Raw genomic sequence first — 21,902 nt, 5'->3', positions numbered from 1 at the left:
CCGGCGCTCAGTCCACCGACAGGCCCAGCTGCCCGGCCAGCTCCCGGACGGCGTCCTCGAGGACGCCGAAGGTGGCGGTCACCGCGGCCAGCGCGGCCGCCTGGCCGGCCGGCGTCCAGCCCTCGGCCAGGCCGGTACGGCGGTGCTCGGCCACGAGCACCGCGCCGGCGTTGAAGAACAGCTCGGCGGCGAGCCGGGCGAGCAGCTCCACCGGCGCGGGCGCGGGCCGTGCCGGTCCGGCGAGGGCGGTGGCCAGCGCGTCGACGGTCAGCTCGACGGCCTCGGCCACGAGCATGCGGCTGCGGGTCTGCAGGTCGGGGGAGTGCACCATCGCCTCGACGTAGCTGCTGCGCTCGGGCCGGCCGGCGTCGGCGACCAGCGCGCTGATGTCCCGCTCCACCTGGCGCCGCAGCGCGGTCAGCGGTCCGGTCCCCGGCGGGCGCCCGGCGACGGCGGCGGCCGGACCGCTGATGTCGGGGATGCGCCCGTCGTGGAAGAGCGCCTCCTTGCTCTCGAAGTGGTTGAACACCGTCTGGACGGCGACGTCCGCGGCGGCGGCGATGTCGGCGGTCGTGACGGCCTCGAACCCGCGCTCGGCGAACAGCCGGTGCGCCGCAGCGCGGATCTCTGCCCTCGTCCGGGCCTTGCGCAGCTCCCGCCGCCCCCCGGTGACGTCCTCCACCCCGTCAGCGTAGGCGGCCCTGCGGTCGGCTCCCCGGTGGATCAGCTGGTCAGCGCGGTGTCGGCGGCCCGGCGCAGCTCGGGGGCGGCCGGTGCCCAGTCCGCCCAGGTGGCGTCGGCCCAGGCGCTGACCAGTGCCGGCAGGTCCACCACGTCGAGGTCGGCGGCGAGGTCGGCCACCGTCGTCGTCCAGCGGGCCGGCGGCTGCAGCGACCGGGGCGCGGCGTCCTCCACCCGGGCGGCCAGGGCCGCGGCGGCCAGTGGGTCCTGCCCACGGTCGCGCTCCAGGCACAGCCGCACCGCAGCCGCGGCCGGTCCGCCGGGCAGCAGGTGCTGGGCGTCGTAGGTGTCGCGGGCCAGCTGCAGCAGCGCCGCCGTCTGCAGGTCCTGCGCCGCCTCGTCGCGCAGCCCGCGCACGGTCACCTGGAACAGCCGCCAGCAGCTGGCGGAGGCGCCGGGGTGCTGGCCGTCGGCGTCGGGGGTGGCGACCAGGACCGCGCCGCAGCCGGGGCAGACCGTCGTCCGGAGCTGGTCGGCGGTCTCGGGCGCGGTGTCGGCGGTGGTCACGACGGTCGATCGTGCCGCACTCGCCGGGGAGTCGCCGACCGGGACACCGGTTGGCCGGTGCACCGACGGGGAAGCCCAGCAGCATGGCCGAACCCACGATCGCCGTCCTGGACGTCGACGGCACGCTCGTCGACTCGAACTACCAGCACGCCCTGGCCTGGTACCGGGCGTTGCGCTCGCTCGGGGAGACGTTCCCGATCTGGCGCATCCACCGCCTGATCGGGATGGGCGGGGACCAGCTCGTCGGCGCCCTCGGCGGGGACGAGGTCGAGGCCCGCATCGGTGACCAGGCCCGGGAACGGTGGGTCGAGGAGGTCGACGCGCTCATCGACGAGATCGCCCCGCTGCCCGGCGCCCGGGACCTGATCGCAGCGGTCAAGGACCGCGGTCACCGACTGGTGCTCGCCAGCTCCGGCAAGCCCCAGCACGTGGACCAGTTCGTCGACCTGCTGGGCGTGCGGGACCTCGCCGACGCGATCACCTCCAGCGAGGACGCCGAGGCCTCCAAGCCCGCGCCGGACCTGCTGCAGGTGGCGCTGCAGAAGCTGGGCGCGGCCCCGGACGCCGACAGCGTGATGATCGGTGACTCGGTGTGGGACGTGGAGGCGGCGAAGAAGGCCGGGATGCCCGCGATCGTCGTGCGCTCCGGCGGCTTCGGTGACGACGAGCTGCGCGACGCGGGGGCGGTCGGGATCTACGACACCCCCGCCGACCTGGCAGCCGCGCTGGACGACACCCCGCTCGCCTGACGGCGGACCCCTCGCCCCCACCCCCGCAGGCTCGCGGCAGGGGGCCGGGGGGTGAGGGGGCTGCCCGTTCAGGCGCCGCTGAGAGCGGGGCGCCCGGCTGCCGGGGCCTCGTCGGCGGCGGTGGTGAACCCGGTGCGGGGCATGGCGGTCCACACCGGCTTGCGGCGGGTGAGGGCCATGCACAGGCCCTGCAGGCGGTACCAGGCGTGCACCTGGCGGTAGCCGACGTTCTCCAGCACCCCGGCGGCCAGCAGGGCCAGCAGGTCGCGGCCGTTGCGGTAGCGGTGGAAGGTGAACTCCTCGACGGCGACCACAGTGGTCGACAGCAGGGTGCCCACCAGCAGGGCGAAGCCGATCATCACACCGGCCGAGGCGGGGTCCAGGACGCCGATCGCGGCGGCCAGGACGACCGAGAGCAGTCCCAGCACCTCGACCACCGGCCCGAGCAGCTCGAACAGCAGGAAGAACGGCAGCGCGAGGAGACCGACGGTGCCGTAGCGCGGGTTGGCGATCATGTGCTTGTGCTTCCACAGCAGCTGGCCCAGCCCGTGTGACCAGCGGCGGCGCTGGCGGCCCAGCACCTCCCAGGTCTCCGGGACCTCGGTCCAGCAGACCGGTTCGGGCACGAACACCAGCCGGTGCGGGCGGCCCTGCCGGCGCATGTGCTCCTGCAGGCTGACCACCAGCTCGGCGTCCTCGGCCAGGGAGAGCGGGTCCAGCCCGCCGATCTCGACCACGAGGTCGCGCCGGAAGAGCCCGAACGCCCCGGAGATGATGAGCAGGGCGTTCGCGTCGGCCCAGCCGGTGCGACCGAGCAGGAACGAGCGCAGGTACTCCACGGCCTGGATCCGCACCAGCCAGCGCCGGGACAGCCGCGGCTCGAGCACCGCGCCGCCGTCGGTCAGTGCCCCGTTGACGGTGCGGATGACGCCGCCGGTGCCGATCACGTTGACCGGGTCCTCCACGAACGGGCGGGCCACCTTCAGCAGGGCGTCGGGCTCGAGCAGGGAGTCCCCGTCGACCATGCACACCAGCGGGTGCCGGGCCACGTTGAGTGCGGCGTTGACCGCGTCGGAGCGTCGTCCGACGCTGGTCTTGCGGATGACGGTGAGCGGGTCGCCGGTCGTCGCCCGGTGCACCGAGAGGACCTCGCCGTCGACCTGCAGGTCGGCCGTGCGACGGGGCGTCACGCGGGTGAGGGCGTACCGCTGCGCGACGAGATCGAAGGTGCGGTCCTTCGAGCCGTCGTCGACCATCACCACCTCCAGGGAGGGGTAGCGCTGGGCGAGGGTCGCCGCCAGGGTGTCCAGGATCCCGGCCTCCTCGTCGTGGGCCGGGACGATGACCGAGACGGCGGGGGTCAGCGGGCTGGCGAAGATCTGCTCGTGGCCCTCGGCGCCGGCCCAGCGCCGGTTGGCCAGCACCCGGCGGGCACCGAAGGCGACCAGCACGAGCATGGCGACGTCGAGCAGGACCACGTAGCCCAGCACGGTCCAGTTGACCGTCTGGATGAGGGAGGTGGCGGCGTCGTTCACGCGGCGGCCGCCTGACGGGCGGGCCGGCGGGACAGCGCGAGGACGTCGAGCGCCGAGCGCGCGGCCTCCCCGGTGGCACTGCGCAGCTGGGCGTGGGCGACGAGCTGGCGGTGGCCGGCGTCGCCGGTGAGGGCCAGTGCGTCGGCGCAGGCCCCGCGCACGTCCACCGTGGGCGCGCAGCGCAGGCCGGTGGTCAGCGCGCGGAGGCCACCGGCATCACCGATCCGGCCCAGTGCCTCGGCGGCGGCGCACTGCAACGGCGCGTGACCGGACCCGAGGAGGACGTCGGCCAGGGCCGCGGTGGCGACGGGGGAACCGATCCGGCCCAGGGCCTGGGCGGCGGCCCGGCGGGCGTGCGGGTCACGGTGGTCGTCGCCGACCAGGGCGATGAGGGTGGTGGTGGACGCGGGGTCGCCGTGCAGGCCGAGCAGCTCCGCGGCCAGTGTCTGGGCGACCGGGAAACCGGCGTCCAGGGCGGCGCGCAGCGAGGGCAGCGCGGCGACACCGAGGTCGAGCAGGGCCATCCCGGCCACGCCCGGGGGCAGCGGCTGCCCGGCGGTGACGGCGGCCAGCAGCGGTCCGACGGCGGCGGCGTCGCCGTTCTTGCCCAGCGCGCGGGCGGCGGCGTTGCGCACCTCGGGGGCGCGGTCGCCCAGCAGCTCCACGAGGGCGCCGGTGTGCTCGACGCTCGCGGCGTTGCCCAGCAGCACGGCGGCCCGGCCGCGCCGGGCGGCGCCGCGGGCGGTCAGGTCCCCGGCGGCCCGGGTCACCACCCCGCGGTCGAGCAGGACCGACTGCAGGGCGGTCCGGTCGGCGCCGCGGAGCTGGGGGAGGAGCTCCAGGACGAGCTCGTCGAGCAGGGCGGGGGCGGCGGTCATCGCCGCCTCGTCCCCGGCGTCCCCGTCGAGGAGGGCGTGCACGAGCGGCGTCAGCTCGGCGCGCCGGCGGGCGTCCCGGGCGAGGCGGCGGGTGCGCGCCCCGTGCTCCACGGCCACCGCGACGAGCAGCACGACCACCAGCAGGGTCACGACCAGGGAGCCGATGAACACCGCCTGGGCCAGCGAGGTCACGGCGCGACGCTCCCCGGGGGCAGCGCCGCGGTCACCCGGGTCGCCAGCTCGCGCGGGCTGAACGGCTTGACGATGTAGTCGGTCGCCCCGGCGGCGAAGCCGCGCTCGAGGTCGGGCTCCTGGGCCTTGGCGGTGAGCAGCAGGACCGGGGTGCGGGCGAGCGCCTCGTCGGGGTCGGCCCGCAGCGCCGCGCACATCTCCAGGCCGTTCATCCGCGGCATCATCCAGTCCAGGACGACGAGGTCCGGGCGCAGTTCACGTGCCGCGGCCAGGCCGGCCTGCCCGTCGGTCTCGACGGAGACGTCGAGGCCGAGCCGGGTCAGCCGGAAGGCGACGAGGTCGGCGATCACGGGGTCGTCGTCGACGACGAGCACGCGGGTCATGGGGCTCCGATCAGCGGTGGGGACTGACACGGTGATCGGCGACTCCGGGGGAGAACTGAAGGACTCCCCGCCGACGTCCTGCGCCGGCCCGGCCGCCGCCGGCGCGCGGTGTGCGGCGCGTCCGCTCAAGAGGCGCACGGGAACGGCCGACAACCAGACCATGGCGTCCCTCACACCGGTCCGTCCGACCGATCGGCCCGGGCGGACCACCTCCTCCCGGCACCCCGGTGCCGGCCACCCGCCGGTGCCCCTGCAGACGCTGATGCGGCGGCCGGCCCGGGTCGGCCTGGCCGCCCTGGTGGCCGTGATGACGACGGTGGTGGCGCTGAACCTGGTCGTCGCGGCCTTCCTGATGGCGAACTGGTCCCGGGCCGGGCAGGTGCTGGTCGCGCTCCAGGACGGGCACGTCGCGATGCTCAACCAGGAGACCGGGCTGCGCGGGTTCCTGATCACCCGCGACCCGCAGTTCCTCGAGCCCTACCGGCAGGGTGCCGCGGACATGGCCGTGCTCGACGCGCAGATGATCGAGTGGTCCGAGGGCGACGAGGACCTGCGGTACTGGGTCGACCAGCTGCACGTGGCCGAGCAGGCCTGGGTCGAGCAGTGGGCGACGCCGGTGCAGCAGGTCCAGCCCGGGATCGGGGACGGGGAGTCGCTGACGGCCCTGCTGCTGCAGGACAAGGCGCTGTTCGACCGCTACCGCGAGGTGGAGGCCGGCGCCCGGGAGGTCCTCACCGCGCGCCGCGAGGCCGCCATCGCGCAGACCCGGCTGGTGCTGGCCACCGGCACCGCCGTGGGCATCGGCGTCGCGGTCGCCGTCGCGCTGGTCGTGCGGCGGGTCAACCGGCGGGTCAGCGACGAGGTGCTGCCGCCCATCCAGCAGCTGCGCGACCAGCTCTCCGACCTTGCCCAGGGCGACGTCGACCGGGCCGTGGCGCCCACCGGGCCGGTCGAGCTGCGGGAGATGGCCACCGACGTCAACACCCTCAGCGACGCGCTCCGGTTGCGCGGCGAGCAGGTCTCGGCCCGCGAGGAGCAGCTGGTCGCCGCCCGGGACGAGGCCGAGCGGGCCGGTCAGGCCAAGACGGCGTTCCTGGCCACGATGAGCCACGAGATCCGCACGCCGCTCAACGCCGTCCTCGGGCTGACCGACCTGCTGCTGACCACCGAGCTGACCGAGCTGCAGCGCGGGCACCTGGAGACCGTCTCGCGCAGCGGCGACAGCCTGCTGACGCTGATCAACGACGTGCTCGACTTCTCCAAGATCGAGGCCGGCGAGCTGGACCTGGATGAGGCCCCCTTCGACCTGGCCGAGCTGGTCTACGACGTGGGGCAGCTGTTCGCCGGCGCCGCCGGGGCCAAGGCCATCGACCTGCTGGTCGACGTGCGGGCCGCCGAGGGCCGGCAGCTCATCGGCGACGGGCTGCGGCTGCGCCAGGTGCTGATGAACCTGGTGTCCAACGCGGTGAAGTTCACCCCGCGCGGGCACGTCGTCGTCCGGGTCACCGGCGAGGTCCGGCACGACGTGCTGCACGCGCAGATCGCGGTGCTGGACACCGGCATCGGCATCCCCGACGAGCACCGGCACCGGCTGTTCCGCTCCTTCAGCCAGGTCGACGGGTCGACCACCCGCGTGTACGGCGGCACCGGCCTCGGCCTGGCGATCAGCCAGCGGATCGTCCAGGCGATGGGCGGGGAGATCACCGTCGACAGCGAGGTGGCGGTCGGCTCGACGTTCACCATCCACGTCGGGCTGCAGCTGGGGACGGCCGAGGACGAGGTGCCCCCGGCGGTCTCGCTGGCCGGGTACCGGGTGCTGGCGGTCGACGACAACCGCACCAACCTCGACATCCTCGAGCACCAGCTGACCCGGGCGGGGGCCACCGTGGTGCTCGCCGACAGCCCCGCCCAGGCGCTGTACCTGCTGGGCGCGACCGGCGCCGGTCACGGCTTCGACGTCTGCGTGCTCGACCAGCACATGCCGGGCACGAGCGGGGACGAGCTCGCCCGCCGGATGCGGGACACCCCGGCCACGGCCGGGCTGCCGCTGGTGCTGCTCAGCAGCTCCACCACCGTCCCGGTCGGCACCGCCGGGCTCTTCGACGCCCGGCTGCACAAGCCGGTGCACCCCGACCGGCTGCTGCGCACGCTCTGGTCGCTGGTGCGGCCGGGACCGGTCCGGGAGCCGGCCACCTCCACCGGCCCGGTGGCCACCGGGCACGAGGGCGCCTCGCTGCACGTGCTGATCGCCGAGGACCACGAGGTCAACGCCCAGCTCATGCAGCTCTACCTCCGCCAGCTGGGCCACACCAGCGAGCGGGTGGCCGACGGCCGGGCCGCGGTCGACGCCGTGCGCGCCGGCCGGTACGACGTCGTCCTGATGGACGCGCAGATGCCGGTGCTCGGGGGCGCCGACGCGACGGCGGAGATCCGGGCACTGCCCGGGCACCGGCCCGTGGTCATCGCGGTGACGGCGAGCGTGCTGGCCAGTGACCGGGCGGCGTTCCTCGCCGCCGGGGCCGACGACTTCCTCACCAAGCCGGTGCGGCTCGCCGTGCTCGACGGGGCGCTGGGCAAGCAGTTCCCCGGCGCGGTGGCCGCCGCTGCCGTGCAGCCGGCCCCCGTGACGGTGCCCGCCGACGTGCTCGACCGGGAGGTCGTCGAGGAGCTCCACGACCTGGGGGAGGAGGGCTTCCAGCAGGTCTACACCCGCTTCGCCGACAACCTCGACGCCTGGGTCGCCGGGCTCGTCGCGGCAGCGTCCGGGGACGCGGCCGCTGCCGACGCCGAGGACTCCGCGCCCCGGCTGGCACACCGGCTCAAGGGCAGCAGCGCCTCACTGGGCGCGGCCGGACTGGCCGCCCTCTGCCAGCGGATCGAGCACGTCGACGAGCTGTCCGGTGCCGAGCGCGACGAGCTGCTGCAGGCCTTCCGGATCGAGGCCGGTCAGGTCGCGGTCGCCGTCCGCGCGCTCCTGGCGGGGACTCCGGTCAGCGCCTGACCCGGGGGGTCCCGGCCCGGGTCAGGCGGGGCCGCCGGGCAGGTCCAGCCCGGCGAGCACCCGCCGCACGTCGGCCCCGCGCACCGGCTTCACCAGCACGCCGTCCATGCCGGCGGCGCGGCAGGCGGCCTCGGACCCGGCGAGGGTCTCGGCGGTCAGGGCGACCACCCGGGTGCGCCCGGCCCCGCCCGGCAGCGCCCGGATCGCCGCGACGGCCTCCAGCCCGGACATCCGCGGCATCTGCAGGTCCAGCAGCACCAGGTCGAAGGCGCCGTCCTGCACCGCCCGCAACGCCGCCAGGCCGTCGCCGGCGGTCACGACGTCGGCGCCCTCGGCGGTCAGCAGGCCGCTGGCGACCATGAGGTTGATGTCGTTGTCGTCGGCCACCAGGACCCGCGGACGCCGCCCGGTGGACGCCGGTGCCGCGGCCGGTGCCGGCGCCGCCGCCGGCTGCGCGGGCGCCGCGGCGGCCGGCAGGTCGAGGACCACGGTGAACGTCGACCCGACGCCCGGCTCGCTGACCACGTCGATCCGGCCGCCCATCAGCTCGACGAGCTGCCGGCTGAGGGCCAGGCCCAGGCCGGTGCCGCCGTGGCGGGCCCCCTGGGCGCCCTGGGTGAAGGGCTGGAACAGCTGGGCGACCTCGGTGGCCGACATCCCGGCCCCCGTGTCGCCGACCGCGACCCGCAGCGGGGCGGTGCCGTCCCCGGAGACGTCGACGGTCACCCCGCCGCGCTCGGTGAACTTGACCGCGTTGCCCACCAGGTTCATCACGACCTGCCGCAGCCGGTGCGGGTCGCCGACCCGTGCGCCGACGGCGTCGCCGGTGAGCTCCAGCGTCAGCCCCCGGTGCCGCGCGGAGGGCTCCAGCGCGGCGACCACCTCGGCGACGACGTCGGCCGGCCGGAACGGCTCCCGGGCCAGCGTCACGGCGGTGGTCTCGGCCTTGGACAGGTCGAGCACGTCGTTGAGCAGGTGCAGCAGGGCCTCACCGGAGCGGCGGGCCACCGCGACGTGCTCGTGCTGGGTGGGCGTCAGCGCGTCCAGGGAGAGCATCTCGAGCATGCCCAGGACGCCGTTGAGCGGCGTGCGGATCTCGTGGCTGGCAGCGGCGAGGAACGCGGTCTTGGCCCGGGTCGCCGCCAGGGCCTGGTCGCGGGCCTCGGTCAGGGCGCGGGCCTGCGCGCGGGCGCCGCTGACGTCCTTCTGGGCGATCACGGCCCCCAGCAGCCGGCCGGCGTCGTCGACCATGGCCTGCCCGTCGCAGCGGACGGTCACCGGGTCCCCCTCCTGCGGGGCGATGACGACGACGGCGTCCCGCACGTGCCCGTCGGCCAGGGCCCGCAACAGCGGCACCTCCGCCATCGGCAGCGGCGTCGTCCCGTCCTCGCGGAAGAGGACGTACTGGCCGTCCCACACCCCGGCGCCGGCCGGGAGGTCCGCCGGCAGGCCGCGGAACTCCCGCGCCGCCCGGTTGAGCAGGGTCGGCATCCCCGCTGCGTCGCAGGCCACGATGCCCACGTCGATCGTCTCCAGGACGGCGGCGGTCAGCGCGCCGCGGCGCTCGGCCTCGTCGCGGGACTCCCGGAAGCGGGCGGCCTGCTCGTCGGCCAGCCGGGTCAGCCGGGCCTGCTCGAAGAGCGCGACCGCCTGACCGGCGAGGTCGGTGAGCGCCTCGAGCTGGGCCGGCGACAGGTGCCCGGGCTCGTCGGAGAAGACGCAGAGCGTGCCGAGGACGCGGCCGTCGGGCAGCAGCATGGGCGCCGAGGCGTAGAGCCGCACCGCGGCCAGCCGGCCGTCCACCCAGGGGTTGCCGGTGAAGGCCGGTTCCTTCGAGGCGTCCGGGAGGTGGCGCAGCCGCTCGTCCCGCAGCGCCGCGGCGCACATGGACCCCGACACGGGGGAGTCCCCACCCGCGAAGCCGACGGAGGCGACCTGGTGCTGGGAGCAGTCGCCGAGCAGGTTGACCACGGCCGTGGGCACGCCGGCCACGGTGGCCGCCACCCGGGTGACGGCCCGCAGCTGCTCGACCGGGGCGTGCCCGGGCAGCTGGTACTCGGCGAGGAGCAGGTCGGCCGCACCGGGGACGGGCGTGAGGACAGTCGTCACCCTGTGGTCATCGGCGCCCCGCGGCGGGCGTGTGACCGGTCCGCCGCAGCGGCGTCAGCCGACGACGCCGGCCCGCAGCACGGCGTACTCCTCGACGTCGGCCATCGGTGGGCGCTCGTCGACGGCCACGCTGTGGCTGGTCGGCACGAACCCGCTGCCGTCGTGGGCGAACTGGGTGAGCAGGCCCCCGGGCTCCAGGCGGCCGCGGGCGGGGCGGCCGCGCTCGGCCCGGGACAGCACCGTCGACACGATCTGGCCGGCCATCTTGCCCAGCGCGGCGTCGGTCTGGTGGGAGTGGGTGCGGGTGCCCAGGTCGACCTGGGCCAGGCCCTGGAGCCCGCAGATCCGCAGCAGGTCGACCAGCAGGCCCACCTCGACGCCGTAGCCGGAGACGAACGGCACCTGCTCGAGCACCGAGCGGCGGCCGGCGTACTCCCCGCCGAGGGGCTGCACGAAGCCGGCGAGCTCGGGCCACAGGGCGTTGAGCAGCGGCCGGGCGGTGAGCTCGGTGACCCGGCCACCGCCGACCGGGCGGTGCTCGCCGTCGACGGTGAGCGGGCGGGTGTAGCAGCCCTTGACGTAGTCGACGCGCGGGTCGAGCAGCAGCGGGGTGAGCAGCCCGGGCACGTAGTGGCTGACGTCGCCGAGCAGGTCGGAGTCCATGAAGACGACGAGGTCGCCGGTGGTGGCGGCCAGCGACTTCCACAGCGCCTCGCCCTTGCCGGGGCGGTCGCCGTGGGAGGGCAGCACCTCGCCGGCGGCCACGACCTCGGCGCCGGCGGCGCGGGCGACCTCGGCGGTGGCGTCGGTGGAGTTGGAGTCGATGACCAGCAGCTCGTCGACCAGCGGGACGTCCTCGACCCAGCGGGTCACCAGGTCCCGTACCAGGACGCCGACCGTCGCCTCCTCGTTGCGCGCCGGGAGGACGACGCTGATCCGGTGCCCGCCGCGGCGCTTGGCCAGCAGCAGGGCGCGGACGTCGATCTCGGCCAGGGAGGTGGCCGACGTGGTGCGGTGCTCGAACCATGCGCGGGCGTCAGGTCGCATCGGCCCACTGTCGGGCACGGCCGTCCCCCTCCGCACGCCGCCGGGACGTCGTTCACACGAACTTCACGTCCCGTGGCGCCAGTGTGACCAGCCGGATTCAGCCGGGCGACCACCGGACGGCCCCCCGGCGAACGGCCGCTGAACAGCGCTCCCGCCCGGTCAGACCGGGGCCGGAGCGGTCAGCGCGGCGTCGTCCGCCGGGGCGTCGCCGGCCGGCTCGGGGTGACCCAGGTCGGTGAGCCACCCGCGCAGCACCCGGTGCAGGTGCTCGGCGCCGACGACCTCGCCGGGGTCGGCCCACGCCCGGGGCGCGAGCAGGAACCCGTGCTGCTGGGGGCCGCCGAGACCACCGTGTGAGCCGACGTGCGGCTCGAAGGGGGAGGCCTCGTCGGTGACCGGGTCGTAGGCGCTGTTGACCACGACGTCCGGGCAGTGCGCGAAGCCCGACGCCCGGGCGACCAGGCGGTGCGCGTGCGGGCCGTAGGGGGCGAGCGGGTCGGTGCCGATGACCACGCCGGTGCGCAGCCGGTGCAGCCCCTCGCGGCCGAGCACCACGGGTCCGAACTCCTCCGAGTGCACCAGCATGAAGCCGATGCCGGCGTGGTCGACCAGGCTGGGCAGCAGGTCGGGCCAGTGCTGCTCGATGGTCTCCAGCGGCACCCGGCCCGGGTGGTCGGTGAAGGAGACCATCGCCATGTGGCCGCTGACGGTGACCACCACGCCGGGGGCGACCCGGGTGACCGCGCCGGGCTCGCCGGGCGGGGTGGGCGCCTCGCGGGCGGCGGTGCGCTCCACCCGCGCGCGCAGCCGCCGGGCGACCATGCCGCCGCCGGAGGAGGCCTCGGCCAGCGCGGTGGTCATCTGCCAGCCGGGCGTCGTCCGGGCGGTGGGCGGGGGCAGCAGGCCCAGCAGCCGGCGGCGGGGTGCCGGCGGCTCGGCCCCGGCCAGCCGGCCGACGAGCTCCTCGACGGTCTCGCCGAACCGGTCGGCGAACGCCTCGCCCTGGGTCTGGCCGTGGTCGGAGAGGCAGACCAGGTGGTAGCGCCGTGGCGCCAGCTGGATGGCCCGCCAGAGCCGGCCGACCTGCTGGTCGATGCCGCGCAGGACGTCCAGGGCGTCGAACCGCTCGATGCCGGAGTGGTGGGCGACCTCGTCGTAACCGACGAGGTCCGCGTAGACGACCGGCCGCCCGGCCAGCACGTCCTCGACGATCGCGTTGACCACCACGTCGCGGGTGAGCACCGTGGTCGCCGGCCGCACCAGCGGGTAGACCCCGCCGCGCCTGATCCGCGGCCGGACGTCGGCCCGCCGCTGCGCCGCGGCCGCCGACAGCTCCCGGAACACGTCGACGACGTAGACGCACAGGGTGCGCAGCGCGTTGACCGGGTTGGCGAAGTAGCCGTAGTAGCCGGCGCCGATCCGGTCGCGGGTGCGCCGCTCGCGCCGGGACCGGCGGCCCACCACGGCCAGCGAGCTCATGGTCAGCGACACGTGCGCGGCGTCGCCGGTGAACAGGTTCCCGCGGCCGGCGCCGTCCCCGGCGAGCAGCCCACGCCCGTCGGAGTGCCGGCGCTCGATCTCCGCGGCGTCGCCGGGGGAGGAGACGGTGACGACCCGATCGTGCTCCTTCTCGTACCAGCGGAAGCCCAGGACGTCGTCGTTGGAGCCCTGCAGGATCCCGCACTGGCTGGCGCCGGTCTGCGAGCTCCAGTCGGTGTGCCAGGCGCGCAGCTCGTGGCTGCCGGCGCGCAGCCATGCGGCCAGGGTGGGCATCGACCCGTCCCGCACGGCGCGGCGGGCGACCTCGTGCCCGAGCCCGTCGATCTGCAGGAACACCACGCCCGGCGGGCACTCGCCGGCGTCGGGGGCGTGCCGGCCGCGACGGCGGGTGCGGCGGTAGAAGACCTCGTCCTCGTTGACGGCCAGCACGCTGCTGATCACCCCGGCGGTGGCGGCCATCGCCACGGCCACCACCAGGGCGGTGCCGAAGCTGCGCACCTCGACGCCGGGGATGGCGAGGGCGACCGCGAGCACGCCCCCGCCGAGCAGCAGGAAGCTGCCCAACCCGAAGGTGAACACCGCGATCGGCAGCGCGATCCGCATGACCAGCGGCCAGACGACCGCGGCGAGCACGCCCAGCACCAGCGCGGCGACGGGCGGCTGCCACCGGTCGCGCATGGCGAACCCGGACAGCCAGCGGTCCAGGACGACGAGCACGCCGCTGACGGTGGCCCAGACCAGGAGCAGCCGGGCCAGCGTCCGGCCGCCGCGCAGCACCCGGCCCGGACGGGTGGGCCCGCTCACGGCGTCCGGTCGGCGGTCGGCGTGAGGACGGGAGCCCGGCGGCGGCGCCCGGCGACCAGGTTCAGCGCGAGGCCCACCAGCAGCACCAGCCCGGTCGCGATCAGGGTGGCGACGAGCGGGGAGTCGAAGACGCCGCCGCTGGCCACGCCGAGCAGCGCGTAGGCCAGCGCCCACAGCGTGGCGCCGGCCAGGGAGGCGGGCAGCAGCCGGCGCCACGGGTAGGCCAGCGCACCGGCGGCGAGCAGCACCGGGATGCGCCCGGCGGGCAGCAGCCGGCCGACGACGACGATCTGCCAGCCGTGCCGGCGGAACTGCTCGCGCACCTCGGCGACCCGGTCGGCCTGCTGGTGGCGGGCCACCCAACGCACCGCGGTCGGGCCGCCGGAGCGGCAGACGGCGAAGGTGAGGACGTCGCCGAGGAAGGCGCCCAGGACAGACAGCAGCACCACGACCGGCAGGGACAGCTGCCCGCCGCTGACGGCCACGGCCGCGGCCGCCCCGACGACCGCCCCGGTGGGCACGACCGGGACGACGGAGCCCAGCAGCACCCCGCCGAACACCAGCGGGTGGCCCAGCGAGCTGCCGTCGGTCCAGCTGACGGCCAGCGCGTCGACCGTCACGAGCCGCCCTCGACCTGCGCGGGCAGCACGACCGGGGAGCCGGGGGCGGTGAGCGCGACCTGCGTCGGTGCCCCGCCGGCGGCGGCCAGCGCGGCGACCTCGGCGGCGAAGCGGCGCGGCGGCTCGACCAGCAGCTCGCGCATCCGGGCCCGCCACGGACTGGGCAGCGAGCACAGCCCGGCGACGGCGAAGGTCCCCCAGTGCACGGGGACCGCGACCCGCGGGCGCAGCTGCTGCACGGCCGCGGCGGCCCCGTCCGGGTCGAGGTGGCCGGGGCCGAGCGAGGGTCCCCAGCCCCACACCGGCACCAGCGCGACGTCGATCCCGTCCGCGCCGAGGTCGGTCATGCCGGGGAAGGCGTCGGTGTCACCGGCGGCGTAGACGGTGACGCCGTCACCGGTGAGCAGGTGGCCGACGGCGGGAGCGTGCGGCCCGTGGGTCAGCCGCGGCCCCCACCGGTGCGCGGCGTGGTCGGCGTGGGTGGCGGTCACGGTGAGGCCGCCGTCGGTGAGGCTCTCGCCCGGGCCGAGCTCTTCGACGGCGCTGAAGCCGTGCCGGGTCAGCCACCGGCCGGCGCCGCGCGGGACGACGATCGGCGTCCCGCGGCCGAGCAGCCGGAGCGAGGGCAGGTGCAGGTGGTCGTTGTGCAGGTGGGAGATGAGCACCAGGTCGACGCCGGCCCAGCTCTCGGGTGCCAGCGGGGCGACCACCCGGCGCAGCGGGCCCAGCGCGGGGGTGAGCAGCGGGTCGGTGAGGACGGTGCGGCCGGCGAGCTCGGCCCGGACGGTCGAGTGGCCGAGGAAGCTCAGCGACGGCGTGCTCACCGGCCCAGTATCGGGCGTGCGGCCGTCGAGGTGGTGTGACCTGGGCCTGGTGCTGGTCGGTCAGCGCCCGGCGTCGTGGTGCGCCTGCACCTCGGCCGGGGTCGGCACGGTCTGGTGGACGGCGGAGTCCCGCGCGTCGGCGGTGCTGGTCGTGGCGACGGTGAGGAGCGCCGTCAGGGCGCCGGTGACGGCAACGGCGAGGCGGGTCCGCGGGCGGGGCGGGCGGTGCCGGTGCCGGGACGGCGTCCGGGCGGCGTGGTCCGGGGTGGGAGTCGAGGGCGGCGTGCCCGGCCGGTGGGCGCCGGTGGCCCGGCGGCTCCGGGTGGAGGAGGCACCGGCCGGTCCCTCGTGCAGCAGCGCGCCGGCCATGAGCAGGGTCAGGCCGGCGCCGGCGGCCACGAGGGGCAGCACGTCCCGCTGGGTGAGCCAGACCAGCGGCCAGCCCACGGCGGGCACCCGGAGTGCACCCACGCCGTGCACGGCGTCGCGGGCGACCAGCGTGGAGTCGTCCTGGCGGTTGGCGTCGCCGCGCAGGCGCAGCTGGTCGCCCTCGAGGGCGACGAGCCGGTGGACGCGCAGCCGACCGGGCCGGTCGGGGTCGTCGACGAGCAGCACCATCCCGGTGCGCAGTTGGTCGACCTCGAGGGGGCGGGCGACGACCACGTCCCCGACCTGCAGCCGGGGGGCCATGGAGCCGGAGACGACCACCGTCGACTCCCAGCCGACGGCCACGGGCACCAGCGACCAGCCGACCAGCCACAGCAGCGTGACGAGCACCGCGCGGGCGGCGCAGCTGACCACGAACGCCGGCCAGCGGGACCGCCAGGAGGCCGGCAGCGAACGTCGGTCCCGGCCGGGCGCAGCCGAGGCGGCGGCCTGCAGGGCCCGCGCGGACGGGCGGGGGACGCCGTCCGCGTCGATCACGTGCCCGCGGAGCAACGCTGCAGGCGAGAGCACCGGTTCCTCCGTCGGGTGGGTCGGGAGCGGGTCAGGGGACGGATCAGGGAGCGGTGTTCTGGGACTCCCAGACGAACGTGATCGACGCGTTCCCGTTCTGACTACCTGTCGGCGCGTCGGACTTCAGGGTGTAGTTGAACTTGAAAGTCCGGCTCGTGTCGGCGTTGGGCGTCGTGGTCCACAGGGTGGTCCCGGCGGTCGAGTAGCTGTTCCGGGCGCTGAAGGCCGCGAGGGTGCCGGTGAAGGTGTTGGGCGTCGTCGGGTCGGGGGAGAACGTGCCGCAGCCGCCGCCGAACGACCCGCCCGTGCCCTTGGTGATGCTTAGGTCGATCGAGGCGGCGAGCGCGTCCGCGGTGCCGGGCTTGCTCGTCGTGTAGCCCGTGCCGTAGAGCTTCACCTCGCCCGCCAGCGAGCCGCCGCCGGTCACGACGATGCACTTCTCGCCGCTCATGCCGGGCTTGAGGTTGGACACGTTGAACATCGCGAGGCCGGTCCCGCCGTTGCTGCCGTCGTCGTCGACGAGGGTGACGCCACCGGAGTTCCAGTTGTTGACGCCGTTGGTCGTGGTCGCGGTGAAGGCGGCGTACGAGGTCTGCCAGATGACCGAGGTGCCGAGGGCCACGGCCAGCACGGGGGTGAGGACGAGCCCGAGGCGGACGGCGCGCCGCCGGGGCAGGGAAGGAGCAGAGTGCTTCATCGTCTCGGGGTCTCTCCGGGTCTGAGGTCCGCCGCGTGCGTTCCGGCGTCAACCCCTATTACGGCTGCCCTGACCAGGTGCTTGAGCACTTGATGGCAGGCAGTCCACCCGGGTGTCAGACCTCGGCGTGTGCGCGCGCGGCCAGCAGCGTCGAGGACGGGTGCTGCAGCAGGGCGGCGACCTGACCGGCGGTCAGCCCGCTGGGCAGCACCGCCCCGGTGACGGCCATCGTGCACTGCGCGCGGATCGCCTCGTACAGCTCCGGGCTGCCCACGCCGGTGGCGAAGCAGTAGACGTCGAAGGCGGCCGCGCTGCTCTCGATGGCGAGGAGCACCCGCATCGCCCGGTCGTGGTCACCGGGGGCGGCCAGGCCGCGGACGTCGACGCGCACGGTGTCCAGCGGCACCCGGGCCAGCTGGGACCACAGTGTGGAGCCCATGCCGAAGTCGTTCAGGCACAGGTGCACGCCGGCGGCGCGGACGGTGTGCAGCGCGGGGATGAGCCCGGCCGCCGAGGTCTGCAGCACCTCCTCGTCGAAGGCCAGCGCCAGCTGTCGCGGCGCCATGCCGGCCGCGGCCAGCGCCGCGGTGACCTCGCCGGCGAGCGTGTCGGCGTGCACCTGCCCGGCCGGCAGGTCGAACCCCAGCGTCAGCTCGCCGTCCAGGGCCGCCACCTCCGTGCAGGCCCGCCGCAGCAGCCACCGCTGCAGCTCGCCGTTGCGGCCCTGCCGCTCGGCCGCGGCCCAGAGCTCCGGTGCCGGCAGCAGTCCGAGCTCGGGGTGCACCCACACCGGGGTGCTGTGCAGGCCGTAGACCTCGCCGGTGTCGCTGGTGGACACCACGTCGTAGCGCAGCTGCACCTCACCGGCGGCCATGGCGGCCAGGACGTCGCTGCTGGCCGCGGCCTGCCCGACCCGGTCGTCGGTGTGCACCCGCCAGCAGCCCTTGCCGGCCTGCTTGGCCGCGCCGAGTGCGGCGTCGGCCTGGCGGAAGGAGACCTGCCCGCCGCCGGGGGCCAGCCGGGCCAGCCCGACGCTGGCGCCGACGGTGAAGCTGCGGTTGCCGACCCGGTAGGGGTGGGCCAGGACGTCGACGACCCGCTGGGCCGCCTCGACGGCGTCCTCCTCGGCGCCGGACACCAGCACGGCGAACTCGTCGCCGCCCAGCCGGGCGACCAGGTCGTCGGTGCGCAGCAGGCTCTGCAGCCGCCGGGCCACCTCGACCAGCAGCAGGTCGCCGGCCTCGTGCCCGGCGGAGTCGTTGACCGCCTTGAACCCGTCGAGGTCGAGCACCAGCAGGCAGCGCTGACCGCCCGGCGGCGTGGGGGCGGCCATCTCCTGGAACAGCATCGCGCGGTTGGGCAGCCGGGTGAGGTGGTCGGTGAAGGCCATCCGCTCCAGCTCCCGCTCGCGGCGGCGGCGGGTGGTGACGTCGCGCAGGTGCAGCACGCGCCGCCCGCTGCCGGGGCGCTCGTGGTGGGTGACCTCGAGCTCGCGGGGCTCGCCGCCGGCGTCCTGCACCCGCAGGTGCAGTGCGGGGGCGACCTCGCCGGTGCCCTCGGTCAGCTCGCGGTGCACCCGGGTGCGGTCGCCGTCGTGCAGCAGGTCCAGCAGCGAGGGGTGCAGGTCGGAGTCCAGGACGCCGAGCAGCGTGCGGGCCGCGGGGGAGGTGAACTCCAGCCGCAGCTCGGCGTCGACGATCGCCACGCCGTCGGAGCTGGCCTCGACCAGGCCGCGGAAGTCGTCCTCGCTGCGCACCAGGTCGGCCTGCACCCGCCCGCTCTCGCGGATGCGCAGCACGATGCGCACCAGCAGCATCGTGATGACCACCGCGGTGCAGGCGATCGCGCCGTCGTGCACGGGCACGTCGAGCACGATCGCGGCCACCAGGGTGACCGGGACGCCCACCAGGGCCGCCACCTGCACGGCGACGCCGGCGGCGTTGACGACCGGGGTGGCGTCCGAGGGTGCGCCCGTGCCCGCCGCGGAGACGGCGAGCTGGACGGCCCGGACGGCGACGACCAGCGCGGCGACCACGGCCACGTCGGCCGCGCCGGCCCACAGCGCCGACGGCAGCACGATGTACACCGCCTGGAACGCCGAGCTCGCGCCGAAGAGGACGGTCATCGCGGTGACCGCGGTGGCCGGCCGGCGCACGGCGGCGGTGGAGACGGTGCACAGGGCGCCCACGAGACCGATCGCGAGCGCCGGGTAGACGCCGTAGCCGACCACGAGCGGCAGCAGGTCCGCGCGCACCGCACCGGGGGACAGGGCGGGGGTCAGCACCAGGACGTCGGCGACGACGACCAGGGCGAAGGCGACCATCACCCCGTCGATGACCAGCAGCGGCCAGTTGGTGCCGCGCACCCGGCCGCCGAGCAGCGCCGCGCTGACCGGGGGTCCGAACGCGGCGAGGAGGACCAGCAGGTCGCCCAGCCCCAGGCCGCCGAGGGCGACGCCGGTGCCGACCCCGCTGACCAGTCCGGCCAGGGCGAACAGCAGCGCACTGCCGCCGAGCACCCGCCAGGGCAGCCGGTCCCGCCGGCGCATCACCCGGGTGAGCCGGTGGCTCTGCCAGGCGGCCCAGCCGCCGACCACGGCCAGGACCAGGTTGTCCCACTCCGGCCCCGGGCCGGAGGCGCTGAGCGGGACGGTGGCCGCCAGGGCCAGCAGGGCGGCCAGCAGCACCGCGGTCAGCGGGGCACGGCGGACGCCGGTCACGACGCCGTCCCGCCGGGGGAGGTGCCGACCTGGGTCGCCGTGCCGGGCCCGGCGATCCCGGGCAGGCCGGCGGGCAGCGCCGCGACGTCCATCGGGCGGGCGAGCAGGAAGCCCTGGATGTAGCGGTGGCCCATGTCGCGCAGCAGCTGGAGCTCCGGTTCGGTCTCCACGCCCTCGACGACCACCGCCAGGCCCAGGCTGCTGCCCAGGTGCAGCACCGAGGCGCACAGCGCCCGCCGCTGGGGGTCGGTCTCGACGTCGGCCAGGAACTGCCGGTCCATCTTCAGCACGTCGATGGGCAGGCCCACCAGGTAGGCCAGCGAGGACCAGCCGGTGCCGAAGTCGTCGACGGCGATCCGGACGCCGAGCCGCCGCAGGGCCGCCAGGTCGTCGGTGACGTGGCTGTCGTCCAGCAGGACCGACTCGGTGATCTCCAGGATCAGCCGGGAGGCGGACAGGCCGCTGGACTCCAGTGCCGCGAGGACGTCGGTGACCAGCTCACCGCTGCGCACGTGTCGCGCGGAGACGTTGACGGCCACGCCGAGGTCACGGTGCGGCAGGGCGGCGATCGTGGTCATGGCCTCGGCCAGCACCCAGCGGCTGATCTCGCTGATCAGCGTGGACTCCTCGGCCAGCGGGACGAACTCTGCGGGGGAGACGTCGCCGTAGGTGGGGTGCCGCCAGCGCAGCAGCGCCTCGACCGAGACGGTGCGGTGCAGGGCCAGGTCGACGACGGGCTGGTAGACCAGGCGCAGCTGCCCCCGCTCCAGGGCGCGGTCCAGGTCCACCCGGAGCGACTCCCGGCGGTCCTGGGTGATGCGCAGGGCGTCGGAGTGCCGGCGCACCCGGTTCGGACCGGCGGCCCGGGCGCTGCGCAGCGCCAGGTCGCCGCGGCGCAGGCCCTCGCCGGCGTCGACGTCCGAGCCCAGCGAGGCGATGCCGGCGACGGCGGTCAGCCGGAGGGGCCCCGCGGCGGTGACGACCGGCTCGACGGCGGCGACGAGCCGGGTGGCGACCACCTCGGCGTCGGCGATGGTGCCGTCGACCAGGACCGCGAACTCGCCGGCGCCGGACCGGGCCAGCCAGTCCTCGCCGCGCAGGACGCGGCAGAACCGGGTGGTCAGCTCGCGGAGCACCGCCGGGTCGTCGGTGTCGGGCAGCCCCTCGACGCCGAGCAGCACCAGCGAGGTGGTGGGCACGGCCGGGTCGCGCAGCAGGGCGCCGAGCCGGGTGGTGAGCGCGGAGCGGTTGGGCAGCCCGGTGGCCGGGTCGGAGGTGCTGAAGGCGAGGTCGGGCTCGACCGCGGTGGGTGCGGTGGCCGAGACGTCGCGGCAGTAGAGCACCAGCCCGCCGACGTCCGGGTCGCTGCGCAGGTCGCGCACCTGGGCCTGGATGAGCCGCCAGCGGCCGTCGAGGTGGCGCACCCGGGCGGTGCGGGTCTTGGTCGAGCCGGCCTCGGTGCTGGCGGCGGTGAGCGCGGTGGTCAGTCCCGTGACGTCGTCGGGGTGGACGACGTCGGTCACCCGGCCGCCGACGATGCGCGCGGGGTCCAGCCCGAGCAGGTCGGTGATGGAGGGGGAGACCCACCGGACGGTGAGCTGGTCGTCGAGGATGAGCACCGGGTCGGCGCTGCTGCGCACCAGCGCCCGGAAGTAGGCCTCGCTGCGCTGCAGTTCGGTGGTCAGCTGCTGCTGCGTGCGCCAGGAGACGGTCTGGTGGGCCAGCAGCGCGCCCAGGCCGAGGATCCCGAGCGTCGTGCCGGAGGAGGTCAGCTCGCCGGTGATGAGCACGCTGATCAGCAGCAGGCAGCCGCCGGCCATCGCGGTGGCGTGCGGGAGCAGGGCGCTCAGGGTGGAGCCGTCCTGGCTGCCGGCCGGGGCGGGCCGGTCGTCGGGCCGGTCGGCGCGGCAGGCGGCGGCGAGCAGCATGAGCCCGAGGACGCTGGCGGCGCAGGCGAGGTACTGGACGGTGCCCGGGCCGCTCGCCACGGAGGAGGCGGCGCCGGCCAGTGCGGTGGCGACCTGCGCGGCGAACAACGTCCAGCCGATCGGCCGCTGTCGCACCGGGGCGAGGGCGACGAAGACCAGCGACAGCCCGGTGCCGAGCGCGATGCTGGTCAGCAGGGCGAACAGCGCGCCCGTCTGCGGGAGCGTGAGGACCCCGGACCGGCCGATGGTGAGCTGGTGGACCGAGTGCACGGTGAGCAGGTCGGCGAGGACGAACAGGGCGAGCATCGTCGTCACCTGCGCGCGGGCCGCCCGCAGCGTCGCCCGGTCGAGCATCCGGTGGACCGCGACGACGACCAGCAGCTGCCCGGGGACGCTGCCCAGCGCGGTCTGCCCCATGGGCATCGTGGCACCCAGGAGGAGGGCGCCGCCGGCGCTGACCGCCACGGAGACGACGTACCAGCGCCAGCCCGCGGGGTGGGCACTCGTCCGCCCGTTGCGGGCCAGCTCGACCAGGACGGCGGCGACGACCAGGAAGTTGAGCGTGACGACCACCGGGACCGCCAGCCGACCGGACAGCAGACCGGCCCCGAGCACGGCGAGGCCGGCGAGGACGGCGAGCAGCACGTGCCGTCTCAGCACGGGGGAGGCCGCGCCGCCACGTCGAGGGGCGGTCGCGGCCCGCGCCGGCGC

Annotated in this window: 16 protein-coding genes; 2 read left to right on the top strand and 14 right to left on the bottom strand. The window is 75.9% G+C overall.

Going from position 1 to position 21,902, the window contains the following annotated elements:
• Positions 1 to 7: 7 nt before the first annotated feature.
• Together O2W14_RS18780 and O2W14_RS18775 are read right to left on the bottom strand one after the other, a co-directional pair.
• Complete coding sequence (locus O2W14_RS18780) at positions 8 to 682, bottom strand: TetR family transcriptional regulator (RefSeq protein WP_269177653.1); 675 nt, start codon at positions 680 to 682, stop codon at positions 8 to 10.
• 41 nt (positions 683 to 723) lie between these two features.
• Complete coding sequence (locus O2W14_RS18775; RefSeq protein WP_269177652.1) at positions 724 to 1,248, bottom strand: DUF5946 family protein; 525 nt, start codon at positions 1,246 to 1,248, stop codon at positions 724 to 726.
• A gap of 83 nt (positions 1,249 to 1,331) precedes the next feature.
• Between O2W14_RS18775 and O2W14_RS18770 the strand changes: the two genes are divergently transcribed.
• Positions 1,332 to 1,997 carry an HAD family hydrolase gene (locus O2W14_RS18770; protein WP_269177651.1) on the top strand — a complete coding sequence of 222 codons (666 nt, stop codon included), beginning with the start codon at positions 1,332 to 1,334 and terminating at the stop codon, positions 1,995 to 1,997.
• Between the two features lie 68 nt (positions 1,998 to 2,065).
• On the opposite strand, the gene O2W14_RS18765 is transcribed toward O2W14_RS18770, so the two are convergent.
• From O2W14_RS18765 to O2W14_RS18755, 3 genes are read right to left on the bottom strand one after another with little or no spacing between them, the layout of a single operon-like run.
• Positions 2,066 to 3,532 carry a glycosyltransferase family 2 protein gene (locus tag O2W14_RS18765; RefSeq protein ID WP_269177650.1) on the bottom strand — a complete coding sequence of 489 codons (1,467 nt, stop codon included), beginning with the start codon at positions 3,530 to 3,532 and terminating at the stop codon, positions 2,066 to 2,068.
• Positions 3,529 to 4,602 (bottom strand): HEAT repeat domain-containing protein, encoded by a 1,074-nt coding sequence (locus tag O2W14_RS18760; protein ID WP_269177649.1) that lies wholly within the window; start codon positions 4,600 to 4,602, stop codon positions 3,529 to 3,531. Before O2W14_RS18760 ends, O2W14_RS18765 begins: the two co-directional genes overlap by 4 nt.
• Positions 4,599 to 4,985 carry a response regulator transcription factor gene (locus O2W14_RS18755; RefSeq protein WP_269177648.1) on the bottom strand — a complete coding sequence of 129 codons (387 nt, stop codon included), beginning with the start codon at positions 4,983 to 4,985 and terminating at the stop codon, positions 4,599 to 4,601. The genes O2W14_RS18760 and O2W14_RS18755 overlap by 4 nt, the downstream gene beginning before the upstream one ends.
• 244 nt (positions 4,986 to 5,229) lie before the next feature.
• Between O2W14_RS18755 and O2W14_RS18750 the strand changes: the two genes are divergently transcribed.
• Complete coding sequence (locus tag O2W14_RS18750; protein ID WP_269177647.1) at positions 5,230 to 7,986, top strand: hybrid sensor histidine kinase/response regulator; 2,757 nt, start codon at positions 5,230 to 5,232, stop codon at positions 7,984 to 7,986.
• Between the two features lie 21 nt (positions 7,987 to 8,007).
• Here the strand turns inward: O2W14_RS18750 and O2W14_RS18745 are convergent, their stop codons facing one another.
• From O2W14_RS18745 to O2W14_RS18705, 9 genes are all read right to left on the bottom strand, one after another.
• Positions 8,008 to 10,095 (bottom strand): hybrid sensor histidine kinase/response regulator, encoded by a 2,088-nt coding sequence (locus O2W14_RS18745; RefSeq protein ID WP_269177646.1) that lies wholly within the window; start codon positions 10,093 to 10,095, stop codon positions 8,008 to 8,010.
• 54 nt (positions 10,096 to 10,149) lie between these two features.
• Positions 10,150 to 11,142: a glucosyl-3-phosphoglycerate synthase gene (locus O2W14_RS18740; protein WP_269177645.1), complete on the bottom strand. Its 993-nt coding sequence runs from the start codon at positions 11,140 to 11,142 to the stop codon at positions 10,150 to 10,152.
• A 159-nt stretch (positions 11,143 to 11,301) separates the two neighbouring features.
• Positions 11,302 to 13,446 (bottom strand): phage holin family protein, encoded by a 2,145-nt coding sequence (locus tag O2W14_RS18735; protein ID WP_269177644.1) that lies wholly within the window; start codon positions 13,444 to 13,446, stop codon positions 11,302 to 11,304.
• Positions 13,443 to 14,066 carry a DedA family protein gene (locus O2W14_RS18730; RefSeq protein ID WP_269177643.1) on the bottom strand — a complete coding sequence of 208 codons (624 nt, stop codon included), beginning with the start codon at positions 14,064 to 14,066 and terminating at the stop codon, positions 13,443 to 13,445. The genes O2W14_RS18735 and O2W14_RS18730 overlap by 4 nt, the downstream gene beginning before the upstream one ends.
• A complete protein-coding gene (locus tag O2W14_RS18725; protein WP_269177642.1) occupies positions 14,063 to 14,890 on the bottom strand; it encodes an MBL fold metallo-hydrolase in 828 nt (275 codons plus the stop codon). The genes O2W14_RS18730 and O2W14_RS18725 overlap by 4 nt, the downstream gene beginning before the upstream one ends.
• 60 nt (positions 14,891 to 14,950) lie before the next feature.
• Positions 14,951 to 15,847 (bottom strand): S24/S26 family peptidase, encoded by an 897-nt coding sequence (locus tag O2W14_RS18720; RefSeq protein ID WP_269177641.1) that lies wholly within the window; start codon positions 15,845 to 15,847, stop codon positions 14,951 to 14,953.
• Positions 15,848 to 15,890: 43 nt separating this feature from the next.
• The gene (locus O2W14_RS18715; protein ID WP_269177640.1) at positions 15,891 to 16,544 is read right to left on the bottom strand and encodes a hypothetical protein; all 654 of its coding nucleotides are present in this window, start codon (positions 16,542 to 16,544) and stop codon (positions 15,891 to 15,893) included.
• Between the two features lie 115 nt (positions 16,545 to 16,659).
• Positions 16,660 to 19,263 (bottom strand): diguanylate cyclase domain-containing protein, encoded by a 2,604-nt coding sequence (locus O2W14_RS18710; RefSeq protein WP_269177639.1) that lies wholly within the window; start codon positions 19,261 to 19,263, stop codon positions 16,660 to 16,662.
• The gene (locus O2W14_RS18705) at positions 19,260 to 21,836 is read right to left on the bottom strand and encodes a putative bifunctional diguanylate cyclase/phosphodiesterase (protein WP_269177638.1); all 2,577 of its coding nucleotides are present in this window, start codon (positions 21,834 to 21,836) and stop codon (positions 19,260 to 19,262) included. The genes O2W14_RS18710 and O2W14_RS18705 overlap by 4 nt, the downstream gene beginning before the upstream one ends.
• Positions 21,837 to 21,902: the final 66 nt, after the last annotated feature.

This window comes from Modestobacter sp. VKM Ac-2986 (genome assembly GCF_026967795.1).
Classification (GTDB): Bacteria; Actinomycetota; Actinomycetes; order Mycobacteriales; family Geodermatophilaceae; genus Modestobacter.
The sequence above is the reverse complement of the archived record's forward strand: the minus strand, read 5'-3'. Positions and strand labels throughout refer to the sequence as shown.

Bases quoted from the DNA above. Each gene is read 5' to 3' on its own strand.
- O2W14_RS18755 (WP_269177648.1), bottom strand. From the start codon at position 4,985: ATGACCCGCGTGCTCGTCGTCGACGACGACCCCGTGATCGCCGACCTC.
- O2W14_RS18740 (WP_269177645.1), bottom strand. From the start codon at position 11,142: ATGCGACCTGACGCCCGCGCATGGTTCGAGCACCGCACCACGTCGGCC.
- O2W14_RS18715 (WP_269177640.1), bottom strand. From the start codon at position 16,544: ATGAAGCACTCTGCTCCTTCCCTGCCCCGGCGGCGCGCCGTCCGCCTC.
- O2W14_RS18770 (WP_269177651.1), top strand. From the start codon at position 1,332: ATGGCCGAACCCACGATCGCCGTCCTGGACGTCGACGGCACGCTCGTC.